The sequence below is a fragment of the Frigidibacter sp. MR17.14 genome (assembly GCF_037095735.1).
Taxonomy (GTDB): domain Bacteria; phylum Pseudomonadota; class Alphaproteobacteria; order Rhodobacterales; family Rhodobacteraceae; genus Frigidibacter.
Window position 1 is genome coordinate 77,668 of the sequence record NZ_JBAWKD010000009.1, and the last position, 15,722, is coordinate 93,389.

The window sequence follows — 15,722 nt, forward strand, 5'->3', positions numbered from 1 at the left end:
CGGGCCGCGCCTGCAGGGAAAACGCGCCGGGAGGCGGCGCGTTCCCTGATCGCAGGAAGGCTCAGCGCTCGGGTCGGAAGCCCAGCCGCCGGCCAAGGCGCGAGGCGTAGAACTCCCCGATCAGGCCGCGACGGAACAGCAGCACGCAGACCATGAACACAACGCCGGTGATGATCGTCACCGGAAAGTCCGAGGTGGCCAGATAGTTCTGCAGCGTGACCACCAGCCCCGCGCCGACCACCGGGCCGATCAGCGTGCCGATGCCGCCCAGCAGCGTCATCAGGATCACCTCGCCCGACATCTGCCAGGCGACATCGGTGAGCGTGGCGAACTGGAAGACCAGCGCCTTGGTGCCGCCGGCCAGCCCCGCCAGCGCCGCCGACATCACGAAGGCACCCAGCTTGTAGCCGGCCACCGAATAGCCCAGCGAGACCGCCCGCGCCTCGTTCTCGCGGATCGACTTCAGGATCATCCCGAAGGGCGAATTCACGAAGCGCCACACGATGCCGACGCCCAGCAGGAACACCGCCAGCACGAAGAAATACATGTTGGTCTGCGACGACAGGTCGATCACCCCGAAGAGATGGCCGCGCGGCACGCCCTGCAAGCCGTCCTCGCCGTGGGTGAATGGCGCCTGAAGGCAGAAGAAGAAGAACATCTGGCTGAGGGCCAAGGTGATCATCGCGAAGTAGATGCCGGTGCGGCGGATCGCGATCAGGCCCATGACCAGCCCCAGCGCCGCGGCGAAGGCCACGCCCAGCAGGATGCCGACTTCCGGGGTGACGCCCCATTCCTTGACCGCATGGGCCGAGACATAGGCGGCGCCCCCGAAGAAGGCCGCATGGCCGAAGCTCAGGAACCCGGTGTAGCCCAGAAGCAGGTTGAAGGCCGAGGCGAAGAGCGCGAAGCACAGCAGCTTCATCAGGAAGATCGGATAGAACAGGAACGGCGCGACCATCAGGAAGGCGAGGATCGCCACCAGCGCCGCGGCGCGGATGGTGGCGGCCTGCGGCAGCGTGGGTTCAGCGGGCGCGGCGTGGCTTTCGGATTTCGCGCTCATCTCACGCCTCCTTGCCGAAGAGGCCCGCGGGCCGCAGGATCAGCACCACCGCCATGATGACGAAGATCACGATGTTCGAGGCCTCGGGGTAGAAGACCTTGGTCAGGCCCTCGGCGATGCCCAGGAGATAGCCGGTGACGATCGCCCCCATGATCGAGCCCATGCCGCCCACCACCACCACCGCGAAGACGATGATGATCAGGTTCGAGCCCATCAGCGGCGAGACCTGGTAGACCGGCGCCGCCAGCACCCCCGCGAAGGCCGCAAGCCCCGCGCCAAGCGCATAGGTCCCGGTGAGCAGCAGGGGCACGTTGACGCCGAAACTTTGCACCAGGATCGGATTCTCGGTCGCGGCGCGCAGATAGGCGCCGAGCTTGGTCTTCTCGATCAGGAACCAGACGGCCAGGCAGACGACGAGCGAGGCGATCACCACCCAGCCGCGGTAGATCGGCAGGAACATGAAGCCGAGGTTCACCGCCCCCGCCAGTTCCTTCGGCGGCGAATAGGGCTGGCCCGAGGCGCCGAAGTAGTAGCGGAAGATCCCCTCGACCGTCAGCGCGAGGCCGAAGGTGAAGAGAAGCCCGTAGAGCGGGTCTAGGTCGTAAAGGCGGCGCAGCATCGTGCGCTCGACCACCGCCGACAGCAGCCCGACGATCACCGGGGCAAGGATCACCGCCCACCAGTAGCCGACGCCGCCCATCTTCAGCAGCAGAAGTGCTGCGAAGGCGCCGACCATGTATTGCGCGCCATGCGCGAAGTTGATGACGCGCAGAAGGCCGAAGATCACCGCTAGGCCCAGCGACAGCAGCGCGTAGAACGAGCCGTTGATCAGCCCGACCAGCAACTGGCCCATCAGCGCGACCATCGGGATGCCGAAGATCATGGTCATCTCAGACCCCCAGTTCTCGGTTGAGCATCTCCATCCGGTCCGGCAGCTGGGCCACCGGGAACTCGGCGGTCATGCGGCCATGGTCCATCAGGTAGAAACGGTCGGCGACGCGGGCGGCGAAGCGGAAGTTCTGCTCGACCAGCACCACGGTCATGCCGCGTTTCTTCAGTTCCGCCAGCACCTCGCCGATGCGCTGGATGATCACCGGGGCAAGGCCCTCGGTCGGCTCGTCCAGCAGCAGGCAGCGCGCGCCGGTGCGCAGGATCCGCGCCATGGCCAGCATCTGCTGCTCGCCCCCCGACAGCTTGGTGCCCTGCGAATTGCGGCGTTCCGCAAGGTTCGGAAACAGGTCGTAGATCTCGGCCACCGACATGCCGCCCTCGGCGACCTTCGGCGGCAGCATCAGATTTTCTTCGACCGACAGAGACGAGAAGATGCCGCGTTCCTCGGGCACGAAGCCCAGCCCCGCGCGGGCCGAGCGGTGCAGCGGCAGGCCGATCATGCTCTGCCCTGCAAAGCGGATCGTGCCCTCGCGGCGCTTCAGGATGCCCATGATCGCGCGCAGGGTCGTGGTCTTGCCCATGCCGTTGCGGCCGAGGATGCAGATCGTCTCGCCCTCGTTCACCTGCAGGTCGACCCCGTGCAGCACGTGGCTTTCGCCGTACCAGCCGTGCAGGCCCTCGACCGACAGGAGCGCGGTGGTGGTCATGTCCCTCATGCCTCGCTTCCCATGTAGGCGGTGCGCACCTGCGGATCGTTCGACACGGTGGCATAGTCGCCGCGGGCCAGGATCTCGCCCCGCTGCAGCACCGTGACCTCGTGCGCGATGTCCGAGACGACGTGCAGGTTGTGCTCGACCATCAGCACCGCGCGGGTGGTGGCGACGTCGCGGATGATGTCGGCGACCATCGCCACGTCCTCCTGCCCCATGCCCGCCATCGGTTCGTCCAGCAGCAGCACGTCGGGCTCGAGCGCGAGCGTCGTCGCGATCTCCAGCACGCGCTTGCGGCCATAGCTCAGATCCGCGGCGCGGGTGTCGCGATAGCGTTTCAGGCCCAGTTGCGCGATCAGCGCATCGGCCCGCGGGTTCAGCCGGTCCAGCGCCGACAGCGGGCGCCAGAACTGCGTGGCCAGCCCCGACGGCCGTTGCAGTGCGACCCGGACGTTTTCCAGCACCGTCAGATGCGGGAACACGGCCGAGATCTGGAAGCTGCGGACCAGCCCCATCCGCGCCACCTTGTCGGGGCGCATCCGGGTGATGTCCTCGCCCTTCAGCGTGATCGTGCCGCGGCTGGGCTGCAGGAACTTGGTGAGCAGGTTGAAGACGGTGGTCTTGCCCGCCCCGTTCGGCCCGATCAGCGCGTGGATCCGGGCATGGGCCACGTCGAGATCGACGCCATTCACGGCGGTGAAGCCGGCGAAATCCTTGCCGAGGCCGCGGGCGGACAACACCACCCGCGGCTCGGCCGAGCCATGGCCCAGATCCAGCATCCGCGCGCCTTACTGGCTGACCAGCGGACAGCCGGACTTGGCCGGGTCCATGAAGGCCTGGTCGCCCGGGATCGTCGCGAGGACGTCGTAATAGTCGTAGTCCTCCTTGCTGTCGGCCGGCTTCTTCACCCGCATCAGGTAGACGTCCTTGATCAGGCGGCCGTTGGCGCCGACATGGGCGTCTTCCGCGAAGACGTCCTTCACCGGCAGCTCGTGCAGCTTGGCGGCGACGGCATCGGAGTCGTCGGTGCCCGCGGCCTCGACCGCCTTCAGGTAGGACAGCACCGCCGAATAGGTTCCGGCATGGATCATGTTCGGCATCGCCCCGGTCCGCTCCTTGAAGCGGCGGCCGAACTCGGCGGTCTCGGGCGTGCGGTTCCAGTAGAAGCTTTCGGTCAGGGTCAGGCCCTGCGCGGCTTCGAGCCCGATGCCATGCACCTCGGCCAGCGTGAACAGCAGCGCGGCAAGGCTCTGCCCGCCCTGGGTGATGCCGAACTCGGCGGCCTGCTTGATCGCGTTCTGGGTGTCCATGCCGGCGTTCGCGAGGCCGACGACCTTGGCGCCCGAGGCCTGGGCCTGCAGCAGGAAGGACGAGAAGTCGGTGGTCGCCAGCGGGTGGCGGACCGAGCCGACCACGGTGCCACCGTTCTCTTTCACGACATTGCCGGTGTTCTCTTCCAGCGAATAGCCGAAGGCGTAGTCGGCGGTCAGGAAGTACCAGCTGTCACCGCCTTCCTTCACCAGCGCGCCACCGGTCCCGACGGCGAGGGCATGGGTGTCATAGGCCCAGTGGAAGCCGTAGGGCGAGCATTGCTTGCCGGTCAGTTCCGTGGTCGCGGCGCCGGTGTTGATGGTGATCTTCTTGGCGTCCTTCGACAGCGCCTGCACGGCAAGGCCGACCGAGGACGAGGTCAGCTCCATGATCGTGTCGACCTGCTCGGTATCGTACCACTGGCGCGCGATGTTCGAGGCGATGTCGGCCTTGTTCTGGTGGTCGGCGGTCACGACCTCGACCGGCTGGCCCAGCACCGTGCCGCCGAAATCCTCGACCGCCATCTTCGCGGCCTCGTAGGAATACTTGCCGCCGAAGTCGGCATAGACCCCGGACTGGTCATTCAGGATGCCGATCTTCACCTTGCCATCGCTCAGATCGGCCAGCGCGGGCGTCGCCAGCGCCGCCAGCGCGGTCGCGGACATCAGGAACTTGCGCATGAAATCCTCCCTCCCCGACGGCCGCGCGGGCATGCGGAACCGACCCGGAAAATTCCGGGCGCGCGCCGTCTGTTGTTCAAAAACGTCCAGACGGGCTCCTCTTCCCGCCGAGATGACAGAACGATCACCGGATTCCCGCTTTGACACAACCCGGTCCGTAACGTTATTTCGCGGCCAGATCTGAACGATTTTGAACAGGACGTGTGAGGAAACGGTGCGGCTGGACTGGGACGACCTGCAGTATTTCCTGGCACTGGCCCGCACCGGGCAGCTCAGCCGCGCCGCGCGCCAGCTGCGCACCAGCCATGTGACCGTCTCGCGACGTGTCGACCGGCTGGAAGCGGCGCTGTCGCTGCGGCTCTTCGAGCGCAACCCCCGCGGCTACGCGCTGACGGCCCATGGCCGACGGCTGGTCGCGACCGCCGAGCGGATGGAGGTCGAGGCGGAACGCATGCAGGCCGAGCTGTCGGGCACCGCGACCGGCACCCGCGGCGTGCTGCGGCTGGCCGCGCCCGAGGGATTCGCGAGCCTTTTCTGCAACCGGCTGCTGCCCGCCTTCGGGCGGCGTTTTCCGAACATCCTGCTGGAACTCATCACCCTGCCGCAGGTGATGTCGCTGTCGCGGCGCGAGGCGGATCTGACGGTGACGCTCGATCCGCCGAAGGCCACGCCCTATGTCTCGGAGAAGATCAGCGACTACACGCTGCAGGTCTATGGCACGCGGGGCTATCTCGACAGCCACCCGCCGGTGACGGGCCGCGCCGACCTGCCGTCGCACCGCTTCATCGGCTATATCGAAGAGCTGATCTTCGCACCCGGGCTCGACTATCTGGGCGAGCTGCATTCGGGCCTGCGGGCCGAGGTGAAAAGCTCGTCGATCTTCAACCAGCTGGCGGCGACGCGGCTGGGCGAAGGGCTTTGCGTGCTGCCGCATTTCATCGCCGCGCGGCACCCGGAACTGGTGGCGGTCCTGCCGGAAGAGCTGGAGATCCGCCGCAGCTACTGGATGACCTGCCACCGCGACGTGCGCCCGATCCCGCGCGAGCGGGCGGTGATGGACTGGATCACCGCCGAGATCCGCGCGCTGGCGCCCGGGCATCTGCTGCCCGAGCGCTGAGGCCTACGCCGGGCGCAGGTCGAACACCCCGCGCAGCTCGCCCGTCGCGCCGTCGCCCAGCCCCATGTCCGTCACCCGCGGGCCGGGGTTGCAGGCAAGGCTCGCCCCGGTCAGCGCCTTGAAGCTGCGGAGCGGCGGCAGCCAGTCGGCGACCTCTGCCGCGGCATCGCGCAGCCGGGCCAGCGCCAGCGCGGTCTCGGTCGCGGGCTCGTCCGACAGCAGGCCGCAGACCGGCAGCGGCAGCAGCGCCGTCACCTTGGCCCCGCGCGCCACCGCCATGCCACCGCCGCAGCCGATCAGCGCATTGGCCGCGGCCGCCATGTCGGCGGGGTCGCGGCCGAAGACGCAAAGGTTGTGACTGTCATGGGCGATGGTAGTGGCGATCGCCCCGGTCCAGCTGCCCCAGTCGTCCAGCACGCCAAGGCTCGGGCGGGCATCGCGGCGGCCGTGGCGGTGGATCACCGCCATGATCAGCTTGTCCTCGGGCAGGTCCAGCAGCCCCTCGCGCACCGCCACCTCGAGCCGGCGCCACTCGGTGAAGCGCGGGCGGAAGACGGTGTTGATCTCGACCCGTTCGACCGTGGCATCGGGCGCGCGCAGCAGGAAATCCTCGGGCGACAGCGGCGCAAGCTTCACCGTGTCGGTGAAGGCCGCGGCGGGCTGGCCGGGCTCGCCGCCCAGCAGGTGACCGCTGCGCGCGACCTCGCGGCCCGAGACGAAGACATGCTCGACCGCGAACCGCTCGAAATCGCCCAGCACGATCAGGTCGGCGCGGCGCCCGGGCGCGACGCGGCCCAGATCCTCGCGCCCCAGCCGCATCGCCGCATTCAGCGTCGCGGCCCGGATCGCGTCGACCGGCGGCAGACCGTAGCGGACCAGACGGCGGATCACGTCGATCATCCCGCCCTCGGTCACCAGATCGTCCGGGAAGACGTCATCGGTGCACAGCGTCAGCGTCTGCGGCATGTGCGGCAGGCCCGAGATCGCCGCGACCGCGCCCGGCAGGACATAGTCGTGCGAGCCGCGCAGCTCGATCGTGAAACCCGCGCGCAGCTTTTCCAGCAGGTCCTCGCCAGAGGTGATCTCGTGGTCCGAGCCGATGCCCGCGGCGGCGAAGCCCTGCACCTCTGCCCCTTCCAGCCCGCGTCCGTGGCCGCAGACCAGCTTGCCCGAGGCCAGCCCCGCATCGACGATGCCGCGCATCTTTTCGGACCGGTTCAGCACGCCGCGCATGTCCATGACCTCGGCCACGCCGTGGATGCCGTCCCAGGCTAGCATCTCGGCCATCTCGGGGGCGTTGAACTCGGCCCCCGCGGTCTCGATCCCCGGGGCGGAAGGAACGCAGGAGGGCGCAAGGGTCAGAACGCGCAGCGGCAGGTCCTTCGCGGCCGCGATCGCCCATTCCACGCCCGGCAGGCCCGCGACATTGCCCACCTCGTGCGGGTCCCAGACCACGGTCGTCGTGCCCTGCGGCACCACCACCTCGGCATAGCGGCGCGGCGTGGTCATCGAGCTTTCGATGTGCATGTGCATGTCGATCAGCCCCGGCGCGACCAGCGCGCCCTCGAGCGCGATCACCTGCCCCGCGTCCGAGCGGCTGCCGCGCGGATGGACCGAGGCGATCAGCGGGCCGACAAGGCCCACGTCGGCCTCGCGGATCTCGCTGGTGGCGGTGTCGATGACCCGCCCGCCGGTCAGCAGCACGTCGAAGGGCGCGCGGCCCAGTGCGGCGGCGACGGCGCGGTCGCGCAGCTCGGGCGCGTTCAGGTCCTGCGGTTCTGCCATGATCTTCATCCTTGGGCGGCGCGGATCAGCGCCTCGGTCATCAGCGCGCGGATGCGCGGCGCGTCGGCCCCGGTCGAAACCAGCGCATTCGGGGCGGCCTTGCGCGCGCGCCATTCGACAAGGGTCATGCCGCGGGTGAGGCTGCCCTTCAGCTCCATGTCCAGCCGCGCAGGGGTGAAGGTCACCGAACCCGGGGCCGCCAGAACCGCCGCCGCGACAGGGTCGTAAAGCGCCATCGGCCGCTGGCCATCGTCGGCGATGCGCACATAGCCTTCCAGCAGATCGGCAAGGATCGCGGCCCGCTCGCCCGGGATCGCGCGCAGGGGCGTGACGTCGTCGAGCGTCACCGTGACCTGCCGGCAGCAGACCAGATCGACCATCTCGACCTCGACCCCGGCGGCGATCAGCAGCGCCAGCGCCTCGGGATCGACGGCGGCGTTGAACTCGGCCGCGGTGGTGTGATTGCCCGCCCCCGCCGAGCCGCCCATCCACACCAGCCGCAGCCCGGCATGATCGGGGCGCGCCTCGATCGCGCGGGCAAGGTTGGTCAGCGGGCCCAGCGCCAGAACCTCTTGCCCGCCGGCGTCGAGGAAGGCGATCAGCGCCTCGACCCCGCCGGATTCCGCGCGCGTCGTCGGCTCGGGCAGCTTGCGCCCGGTGCCGGGCATCCCATCGGCGCCCAGCACGTAATCGGCCGTCACCAGCTCGCCCGACAGCGGCACCGCGGCGCCGGTGTGGATCGGCATCGTCCAGCCGAAGCACTCGGCGGCGGCGCAGGCGTTGCGGGCGACCTGCGGCAGGGGCGTGTTGCCCGCGACCAGCGACAGGCCCGCGACCTCGCGATGCGCCAGCACCATCAGGATCGCGGCGAGGTCGTCGAAGCCCATGTCGGTGTCGATCCAGACCGGGCCGAGGTCGGTCACGAAATCGAGGTCAGTCACGATGCAGCACCACCGCGCCAGCTTGCGGCAGGTCGAAGGCGATCTCGGCCCCGATGGCGTGGCGCGGATCGGCGGCCGGCGCCTCGGCCTTGATGTCGCCAAGCGGCGTCGCCAGCAGGTATTCGACCACCTGCCCCAGATAGCTGGCCCCGGCGACGGTGCCGCGATGCGCGCCGGTTCCCAGCCGCACCGCGTTCGGCCGCCAGGCCAGCCCCTTCGCCGTGCCGGTGTCGAAGCCCGGGGCGGCCACGCCCTTCAGCTTGCCGTCCTTCAGCGCGAAGCAGTTTTCGAAGCCGATGAAATTCGCCACGAAGGCCGAGACGGGACGCTCGTAGATCTCTTCCGGCGTTCCCGCCTGCTCGATCCTCCCCTCGCGCATGACGATGATCCGGTCGGCCAGCGCCAGCGCCTCGGCCTGGTCATGGGTGACGTAGATCATCGCGATGCCCAGCTCGCGTTGCAGCCGCGACAGTTCCGAGCGCATTTCCAGCCGCAGCCGGGCGTCGAGGTTCGACAGCGGCTCGTCCAGCAGCAAGAGCTTCGGCTCGACCACGATCGAGCGCGCCAGCGCCACCCGCTGCTGCTGGCCGCCCGACAGCGCCTTGGGCTGGCGGTCGGCCAGATGCGACAGCCCGACCGAGGCCAGCGCCGCATCGACCCGCGCCTTCACCTGCTGGGCCGGCACCTTGGCCAGCCGCAGCCCGAAGGCCACGTTCTCGAACACCGTCAGATGCGGGAAGAGCGCGTAGGACTGGAAGACCAGCCCCACCCCGCGCTTGTTGGCAGGCACCCGCGTCACGTCGCGCCCGTCCAGCACGATCCGGCCCGAAACCGGCGTCATCAACCCGGCGATGGCGCGCATGGTGGTGGTCTTGCCGCAGCCCGAGGGGCCAAGCAGCGCCACTAGCTCGCCCGGCTTCATCGCGAAGTCGAGGCTGTCGACGGCGATGGTGGCGCCATAGCCGAGGGTGAGTTTGTCGAGGGTCAGAAAGTCAGACATAGCGGGACAGCCCCAGCAGTTTCTCGGCCACCATCACGACGCCCAGCGACATCAGGGCCAGCAGGCCCGACAGCGCGGCGACCGAGGGGTCGTAGTTGAATTCCATGTAGAACATCATGTCGATCGGCAGGGTGGTGACGCCCGGCCCGGTCAGGAACAGCGACACCGGCACCTGATTGAACGAGGTGATGAAGCCGATGATGAAGGCAGCCATGATGCCGGCGCGGATGTTGGGCAGCACGACCTTGAAGAAGGCCTGCAGACGGCTCGCGCCCAGCATCACCGCCGCCTCCTCGATATCGGGGCGCAGGTTCACGAGGCTGCCCGACACGACGCGGACCGCGTAGGGGATCAGCAGCGCGGTATGGCCAATGACGAGCGCGACCGGCACCGGGATGCCGAGCGGGATCACCAGATGACGCAAGAGCGCGAGGCCGACGATGATCCCCGGCACCACGATCGGCGCGGTGACGATGTTGCGCACCACCTCGGCCCCGGGCGGATTGTAGCGTTCCAGCGCATAGGCCGCCGGGATGCCCAGAGCCAGCGCCACCGCGGTCGAGCCCAGCGCCAGCGTGATCGACAGCCAGAAGGCCGCGCGGAAGCTGTCGACGGTGAAGACCTTCGCGACCCAGCGCAGGGACAGGCCCTCGGGCGGGAAGGCCAGCGTCTCGCCGCCCGAGAGGCCGGCGATGCAGATGATGACGAAGGGACCGATCAGGAAGACCAGCACCAGCGCCAGAAGCAGATGACCCGCGCTGCGCATCACTTCGCCTCCGCCTTGCTGCGCCGGACCGAGGCCAGCCGTTTCAGAAGCACGTTGGTTGCGACCGACATGACGATGAGGATGACGGCGATCACCGCCGCGGAGGCGAAGTCATTGGCGACCGAGACCCGCTGGTAAAGCAGCGTTTCAAGCATCAGCACCTTCGAGCCGCCGAGGATCGCGGGGGTGACGTAAGCGGTCAGCGAGCCCACGAAGACCAGCGTGCCGCCGACGACGAGGCCTTCCTTGGTCAGGGGCAGCACCACCTTGAAGAAGACTGCAGGCCAGCTTGCCCCCAGCACGCGCGCGGCCGGGATCACGTCGCGCGGCAGGTTCTCCAGCGACGAGATCAGCGGCAGCACCATCAGCGGGAAGAACAGCTGGATCAGCCCGATGAAGACCGCGGTTTCGGTGAACAGCAGCCGCAGCGGGCTGTCGATCAGGCCGATGTCGGTCAGGAACACGTTCACGAAGCCGGTGCGCCCGAGGATCACCAGCCAGGCATAGGTCCGCGCCACCGGCGAGATCATCAGCGGCAGCACCAGCAGCGCCACCAGCCGCCCCTTCGACTTCGGCCCCGCCTCGACCACCGCCATCGCCACGCCATAGCCGACGACCGCCGAGACGGCGGTGACGATCAGCCCCAGCCGGAAGGTGCGCAGGAACACCTCGCGGTTCAGCGGCTGGGCGAAGAACTCGAGGTAGTGGCCCAGCGTCCAGCCGCCCTCGGCGCGGAAGGCGCCCGACAGCAGGATCAGGACCGGCACGATGAAGCCCAGCGCGACGAAGATGGTCGCGGGGGCAAGAAGAAGAAGGCCGAGACGGCGGTTCTGGAACATCGGAACTCCGGGTGGGGCGGCGGCGCACCGCCGCCCGCAAGGGTTGGTTACTGGGCGACCTTGGCGTTCCAGCCGGCCAGCCAGGCCTCGCGGTTGGTCAGCTGCTGCTCGGCCGGCAGGAAGTGGATCGCGGCGGCGGTGTCGGCGCCGTAGGTCAGGCCCTCGGCGATCACGTCATCGACCTTGACCGAGGTGTTCACCGGGCTGTCCACCAGCCCCTCGGCCAGCTTCTGCTGCACCTCGGCCGACAGCCAGTAGTCGATGAACTCCTGCGCCAGTGCCGGGTCCTTGGCGCCCTTGACCATCGCCAGCACGTTCATGCCGCCGGTCTGGCCTTCCTTGGGCTTGGCCCATTCCACCGGCAGGCCGAGCTTGGCGATGTTGGCCCAGCCGAACCGGCCGACGACGGCGGCCATGATCTCTTCCTGCTGCAGCAGCTGCGGGATCTGCGAGCCGCGCTCGTAGAAGGTGACGATGTCGCCCTTGTGCTCGGCCACCAGGTCGATGGCGTCGGCGAAGTCCGGGTCGTCCTTGCCCAGCGCCTTTTCCAGCATGAACAGCGTGATCGGCCCCTGCGTGGTGGTGATGTTCGGCAGCGCGACCTGCCCCGCCAGTTCCGGCTTGAAGAGGTCGAGCCAGCTTTCGATCTTCACCACGTCAGAGCGGTAGACGATCGAGGTGCCGTAGAAGGTGTAGCCCACTGCCATGTTGTCGCCGACCGGGTCCTTGGCGAAGTCGTAGATCTGGCCCAGGCTCGGGATCGCCGCCGGGTCGAGCGGGGCGAGAAGGCCCTTCTTCGCCGCATCGAGCGCATTCGCGTCCGAGAAGGCGATCACGTCCACGACCGGCGCCGCGGCATTCGCCTCGAGCTTGGCCAGACGCTCCGAGCTGTTGCCGGTCTCGATCACCAGCTTGCAGCCGCATTTCGCCTCGAAGGGCTTGTAGAGCGCCACGTCATAGGCGTCCTGAGCGATCCCGTAGACCGAGATCGTCAGGGTCTTGTCCTGCGCGAGGGCGGGGCTGGCGGCGGCAAGGGCCAGAAGGCTGGCGGCAAGCGAGAGGCGGGTCATGGGCGATCCTTTGTTGAGGAAGGGGGCGGGCAGGTCGAGGCCCGGACGACAAGCGCGACCGGGGTAAGGCGGGGGCCCTGCGCCTCGCCCGTCACCACGTCGAGCGCGTGCTCGGCGATGGCGGCAAGGTCCTGGCGCACGGTGGTCAGGGCGGGGCTGACGATGCGGCCCCAGATCACGTCGTCGAAGCCGGTGACCGAGACATCCTCGGGCACCCGCAGGCCGCGCTCGGCCAGGCCCGAGATCACGCCAACGCCCAGCGCATCATAAGCCGCGCAGATCGCGGTCGCGCCCTCGGGCTGCCATTGCGCGGCAAAGGCGCGGGCGCTGTCGAGATCGGGGGCGATGCGGCTGATCCGGGTCTGCACGCCGGCCTCGGCGAAGACTTCGAGCATCCCCGCGCCGCGCTCGTCCGAGACGTTCGACTGCAGGCTGGCCAGCAGCAGCTCGACATGGCGGTGGCCCAGCGCCACGAGGTGGCGCGCGACCAGCCGCCCGCCTTCGCGGTGGTCGGACGAGGCGGTGTTCAGCGGATTGGCGGCGGCGTCGATCACCGCCACCGGCACCGGCAGGGTCGCAGGGTCGAACCGGCCGCCGCGCAGCGGGATCAAGATCAGCGCATCGGCGCCACGGGCGGCGAAATCGCGCAGCTGCTCGTCCTGCGTCTGGGCAGAACCCATGCTGTCGCCGATCAGCAGCGCAAGCCCGCGGGCCTTGGCGGCGCGTTCGAAGGCCTGCACGAAGACCCCGAACAGAGGCATCGTGAAATCCGGCACCACCAGCCCGATGATCGTCGAGCGGCCCAGCCGCAGCGCCCGGCCGGCATGCGAGGGCACGAAGTTCAGCTCTGCCGCCATCTGCCGCACCCGCTCGGCCATCGCGGCCGAGACGCGGCCCCGCCCGCCCAGCGCATTGGCCACGGTGACCCGCGACACGCCCAGCGCATCGGCGATCTGCTGCATGGAAACGGGACGATCCGACATGATTTCTCGTGAAAGCAACGTTGCTTTTTCGTGAAACCAAAGCAGGCACCGCGTCAAGTCCCGTCTTGCCTCACGCGTCCTGCAACGTCGCATTGCCCAAATCATGGGCAGGTGCTGTCGCGATCGCCTGACAGGCGGGCATCCGGACGCGCCTCCGCGGCCCGGCGGGGCGCGGGGCCGAGTCGGCAGGCGGAAGCACCGGCGAACGGGTGGCGGTCGGCGGGGGGATGTGCTCTTGATCCGGCCTGTCGCGCCACCGCGACGACCGACCGAAGCCCCTCGCCTGAACGGACCGCGCCCATGCCCGATGCCAGACCCGCCGGGAAGACCACCCCCTTCTGGTGGGAGGAGGCACCCCCCGCCCCCCTGCCCGCCCAGCCCCTCGCCCGCACGGCCGATGTCGTGATCGTCGGCGCGGGCTACACCGGGCTGACCGCGGGGATGACGCTGGCCCGGGCCGGGCGCGCGGTGACCATCCTCGACAAGATGCTGCCCGGCGAGGGCGCCTCGACCCGCAATGGCGGCATCACCAGCGGCAACATCCGTCCCGGCTTCGACGAGCTGACCCGCAAGTACGGCGAGACGCGCGCGCTGGCGATCGAGGCCGAGGGCAAGGAGGCCCGCGCCTTCACCTACGACTTCATCCGCAGCGAGGGCATCGACTGCGACCTGCAGATGACCGGCCGCTTCTCGGGCGTGATCGGTCGCGCGCAATACGAGGCCGGCGCCCGCAGCGCCGAGAAGCTGGCGAAGTCGCTGGGCATCGAATCCTACGCGGTGCCGCAGGCCGAACAGCGCGCCTATATCGGCAGCGACTTCTACCGCGGCGGCTCGGTCCGGATGGACATCGGCGGCCTGCACCCGGCGAAATACCACGCCGGCATCCTGCGGCTGGCGCTGGCCGCGGGCGTCAGCCTGCACTCCGGCACCGCCGTCACCTCGGTCGCGCGCGACGGCGCGGGGTTCACGGTCACCACCTCTGCCGGCACGATCTCGGCCCGGCAGGTGCTGGTCTGCACCAATGGCCATACCGACGGTTCTGACCCCTGGCTGCGCCGCCGGCTGGTCCCGATCCGCAGCCGCATCATCGTGACCGAGCCGCTGCCCCCCGAGCTCATGCAGAGCCTGATGCCGCGCAGGATGATGTACAGCGAGGGCATGATCCTCGGCTGCTACTACCGGCCGACGCCGGACGGCACCCGGATCCTGCTGGGCGGGCGCGATGCCTCGCAGTCGGGCGACGCGCAGTGGCCGATCGAGATGCTGCGCCAGAACATGCTGCGCATCTTCCCCGAACTGGCCGGCACCGGGCTCAGCCACACCTGGTTCGGCAATGTCGCGATGAACCGCGACATGATGCCCCGGATCTTCGAGCATGACGGCATCACCTATGCCACCGGCTTCTGCGGGTCGGGCGTGGTCTGGGCGCCCTGGTTCGGCACCCGCGCCGCGCAGCGCCTGATGGGCGACACGGCACAGCGCTCGGCCTTCGACTTCCGGCCGCCGGCCTTCATCCCCTTCTACGCCGGCAAACCGTATTTCATGCCGCCCCTGATCTCGCTCTACCGGGTGCAGGACCGCCTCGCGCTGGCGCGCGCCCAACGCTGATCCCTCCCCTCACGAGCCTGACAATGACCTTCCTGATCCAGTCGCTTCCCGAACGCGTCGAGACCTTCCGCCGCCACTTCGCCGCAGACCTCCCCGAAGTCGCCTTCGCCACCGACCCCGATGCGGTCGACCCCGCCGATGTCCGCTACCTGATGGCCTGGACGTTCCCCGAGGATCTGGCGACGCGCTATCCGAACCTGGAACTGGTGTTCTCGACCGGGGCCGGGATCGACCAGGTGGTAAAGGCGCCGCTGCCGCCGAAGGCACGGCTGGTGCGGATGGTCGAGGCCGGCATCACTTCGCTGATCCGCGAATACGCCGTGATGGCGGTGATGGCGCTGCACCGCGACCTGCCGGGCTACATCGCGCAGCAGCGCAGCGGCACCTGGCAGGCGCTGTCCTTCACCTATGCCGACGAGCGCCGGATCGGGGTGCTGGGTCTGGGCGAGCTGGGGCAGGCGGTGCTCGACGCGCTGCGCCCCTTCGGTTTCCCGCTGTCGGGCTGGAGCCGCAGCCCCAAGGACATCCCCGGCGTCGCCTGCCACCACGGGCCCGAGGGGCTCGATGCCGTGCTGGCGGCCTCCGACATCCTGATCTGCCTGCTGCCGCTGACCGACGAGACCCGCGGCATCCTGAACGCCGCGCTGTTCGCAAAGCTGCCGCGCGGCGCGGGGCTCATCCACATGGGGCGGGGCGGGCATTCCGACCAGGAGGCGATCTTGGCCGCGCTCGACGAAGGTCAGCTGGGCGGCGTGGTGATCGACGTGACCGAGCCCGAGCCGCTGCCGGCCGACCACCCGCTCTGGCGGCATCCGCGGGTGATCCTGACGCCGCATGTCGGCGCACGCTCGCGGGCCGAAAGCGGGGCGGTCGCGACCGTGGCGAACATCCGCCGGCATCTGGCCGGCGAGGATCCGCAGGGGCTGGTCGACCCGGCGCGCGGCTACTGAGGCCGGGCGCG

The 15,722-nt window shown here is 69.2% G+C and carries 15 protein-coding genes; 3 read left to right on the forward strand and 12 right to left on the reverse strand.

Annotated features, from left to right (window positions below; translation table 11 throughout):
- Positions 1-61: 61 nt before the first annotated feature.
- The 5 genes from V8J36_RS18310 to V8J36_RS18330 are packed head-to-tail and all read right to left on the reverse strand — an operon-like array spanning position 62 to position 4,652.
- Entirely contained in the window at positions 62-1,060 is a 999-nt protein-coding gene (locus V8J36_RS18310; RefSeq protein ID WP_336468756.1) for a branched-chain amino acid ABC transporter permease, read from the reverse strand.
- A gap of 1 nt (position 1,061) precedes the next feature.
- On the reverse strand, positions 1,062-1,949 hold the full coding sequence (locus tag V8J36_RS18315; RefSeq protein WP_336468757.1) for a branched-chain amino acid ABC transporter permease: 888 nt from the start codon (positions 1,947-1,949) through the stop codon (positions 1,062-1,064).
- Position 1,950: 1 nt separating this feature from the next.
- Positions 1,951-2,667: an ABC transporter ATP-binding protein gene (locus V8J36_RS18320; protein ID WP_442902509.1), complete on the reverse strand. Its 717-nt coding sequence runs from the start codon at positions 2,665-2,667 to the stop codon at positions 1,951-1,953.
- Positions 2,664-3,440, reverse strand: coding sequence for an ABC transporter ATP-binding protein (locus V8J36_RS18325; RefSeq protein WP_336468758.1), 777 nt, complete (start codon positions 3,438-3,440; stop codon positions 2,664-2,666). The genes V8J36_RS18320 and V8J36_RS18325 overlap by 4 nt, the downstream gene beginning before the upstream one ends.
- A gap of 9 nt (positions 3,441-3,449) precedes the next feature.
- Complete coding sequence (locus V8J36_RS18330; protein ID WP_336468759.1) at positions 3,450-4,652, reverse strand: ABC transporter substrate-binding protein; 1,203 nt, start codon at positions 4,650-4,652, stop codon at positions 3,450-3,452.
- 190 nt (positions 4,653-4,842) lie between these two features.
- Between V8J36_RS18330 and V8J36_RS18335 the strand changes: the two genes are divergently transcribed.
- Entirely contained in the window at positions 4,843-5,769 is a 927-nt protein-coding gene (locus V8J36_RS18335; protein ID WP_336468760.1) for a LysR family transcriptional regulator, read from the forward strand.
- 3 nt (positions 5,770-5,772) lie between these two features.
- Here V8J36_RS18335 and V8J36_RS18340 read toward each other — a convergent pair whose 3' ends face one another.
- From V8J36_RS18340 to V8J36_RS18370, 7 genes are read right to left on the reverse strand one after another with little or no spacing between them, the layout of a single operon-like run.
- On the reverse strand, positions 5,773-7,554 hold the full coding sequence (locus tag V8J36_RS18340; RefSeq protein WP_336468761.1) for an adenine deaminase: 1,782 nt from the start codon (positions 7,552-7,554) through the stop codon (positions 5,773-5,775).
- 5 nt (positions 7,555-7,559) lie between these two features.
- Positions 7,560-8,495, reverse strand: coding sequence for a nucleoside hydrolase (locus V8J36_RS18345; RefSeq protein WP_336468762.1), 936 nt, complete (start codon positions 8,493-8,495; stop codon positions 7,560-7,562).
- Positions 8,488-9,495, reverse strand: a complete 1,008-nt coding sequence (locus V8J36_RS18350) for an ABC transporter ATP-binding protein (RefSeq protein WP_336468763.1) — start codon at positions 9,493-9,495, stop codon at positions 8,488-8,490. Before V8J36_RS18350 ends, V8J36_RS18345 begins: the two co-directional genes overlap by 8 nt.
- The gene (locus tag V8J36_RS18355) at positions 9,488-10,261 is read right to left on the reverse strand and encodes an ABC transporter permease (RefSeq protein ID WP_336468764.1); all 774 of its coding nucleotides are present in this window, start codon (positions 10,259-10,261) and stop codon (positions 9,488-9,490) included. The genes V8J36_RS18350 and V8J36_RS18355 overlap by 8 nt, the downstream gene beginning before the upstream one ends.
- Complete coding sequence (locus V8J36_RS18360) at positions 10,261-11,100, reverse strand: ABC transporter permease (RefSeq protein ID WP_336468765.1); 840 nt, start codon at positions 11,098-11,100, stop codon at positions 10,261-10,263. Before V8J36_RS18360 ends, V8J36_RS18355 begins: the two co-directional genes overlap by 1 nt.
- A gap of 47 nt (positions 11,101-11,147) precedes the next feature.
- Positions 11,148-12,170 carry a polyamine ABC transporter substrate-binding protein gene (locus V8J36_RS18365; RefSeq protein ID WP_336468766.1) on the reverse strand — a complete coding sequence of 341 codons (1,023 nt, stop codon included), beginning with the start codon at positions 12,168-12,170 and terminating at the stop codon, positions 11,148-11,150.
- Positions 12,167-13,153: a LacI family DNA-binding transcriptional regulator gene (locus tag V8J36_RS18370; RefSeq protein ID WP_336468767.1), complete on the reverse strand. Its 987-nt coding sequence runs from the start codon at positions 13,151-13,153 to the stop codon at positions 12,167-12,169. Before V8J36_RS18370 ends, V8J36_RS18365 begins: the two co-directional genes overlap by 4 nt.
- Before the next feature lie 300 nt (positions 13,154-13,453).
- Here V8J36_RS18370 and V8J36_RS18375 point away from each other — a divergent pair, with 300 nt between their 5' ends.
- Positions 13,454-14,761 carry an NAD(P)/FAD-dependent oxidoreductase gene (locus tag V8J36_RS18375; protein ID WP_336468768.1) on the forward strand — a complete coding sequence of 436 codons (1,308 nt, stop codon included), beginning with the start codon at positions 13,454-13,456 and terminating at the stop codon, positions 14,759-14,761.
- A 23-nt stretch (positions 14,762-14,784) separates the two neighbouring features.
- Complete coding sequence (locus tag V8J36_RS18380) at positions 14,785-15,711, forward strand: 2-hydroxyacid dehydrogenase (protein WP_336468769.1); 927 nt, start codon at positions 14,785-14,787, stop codon at positions 15,709-15,711.
- The last annotated feature ends 11 nt before the right edge of the window (positions 15,712-15,722 follow it).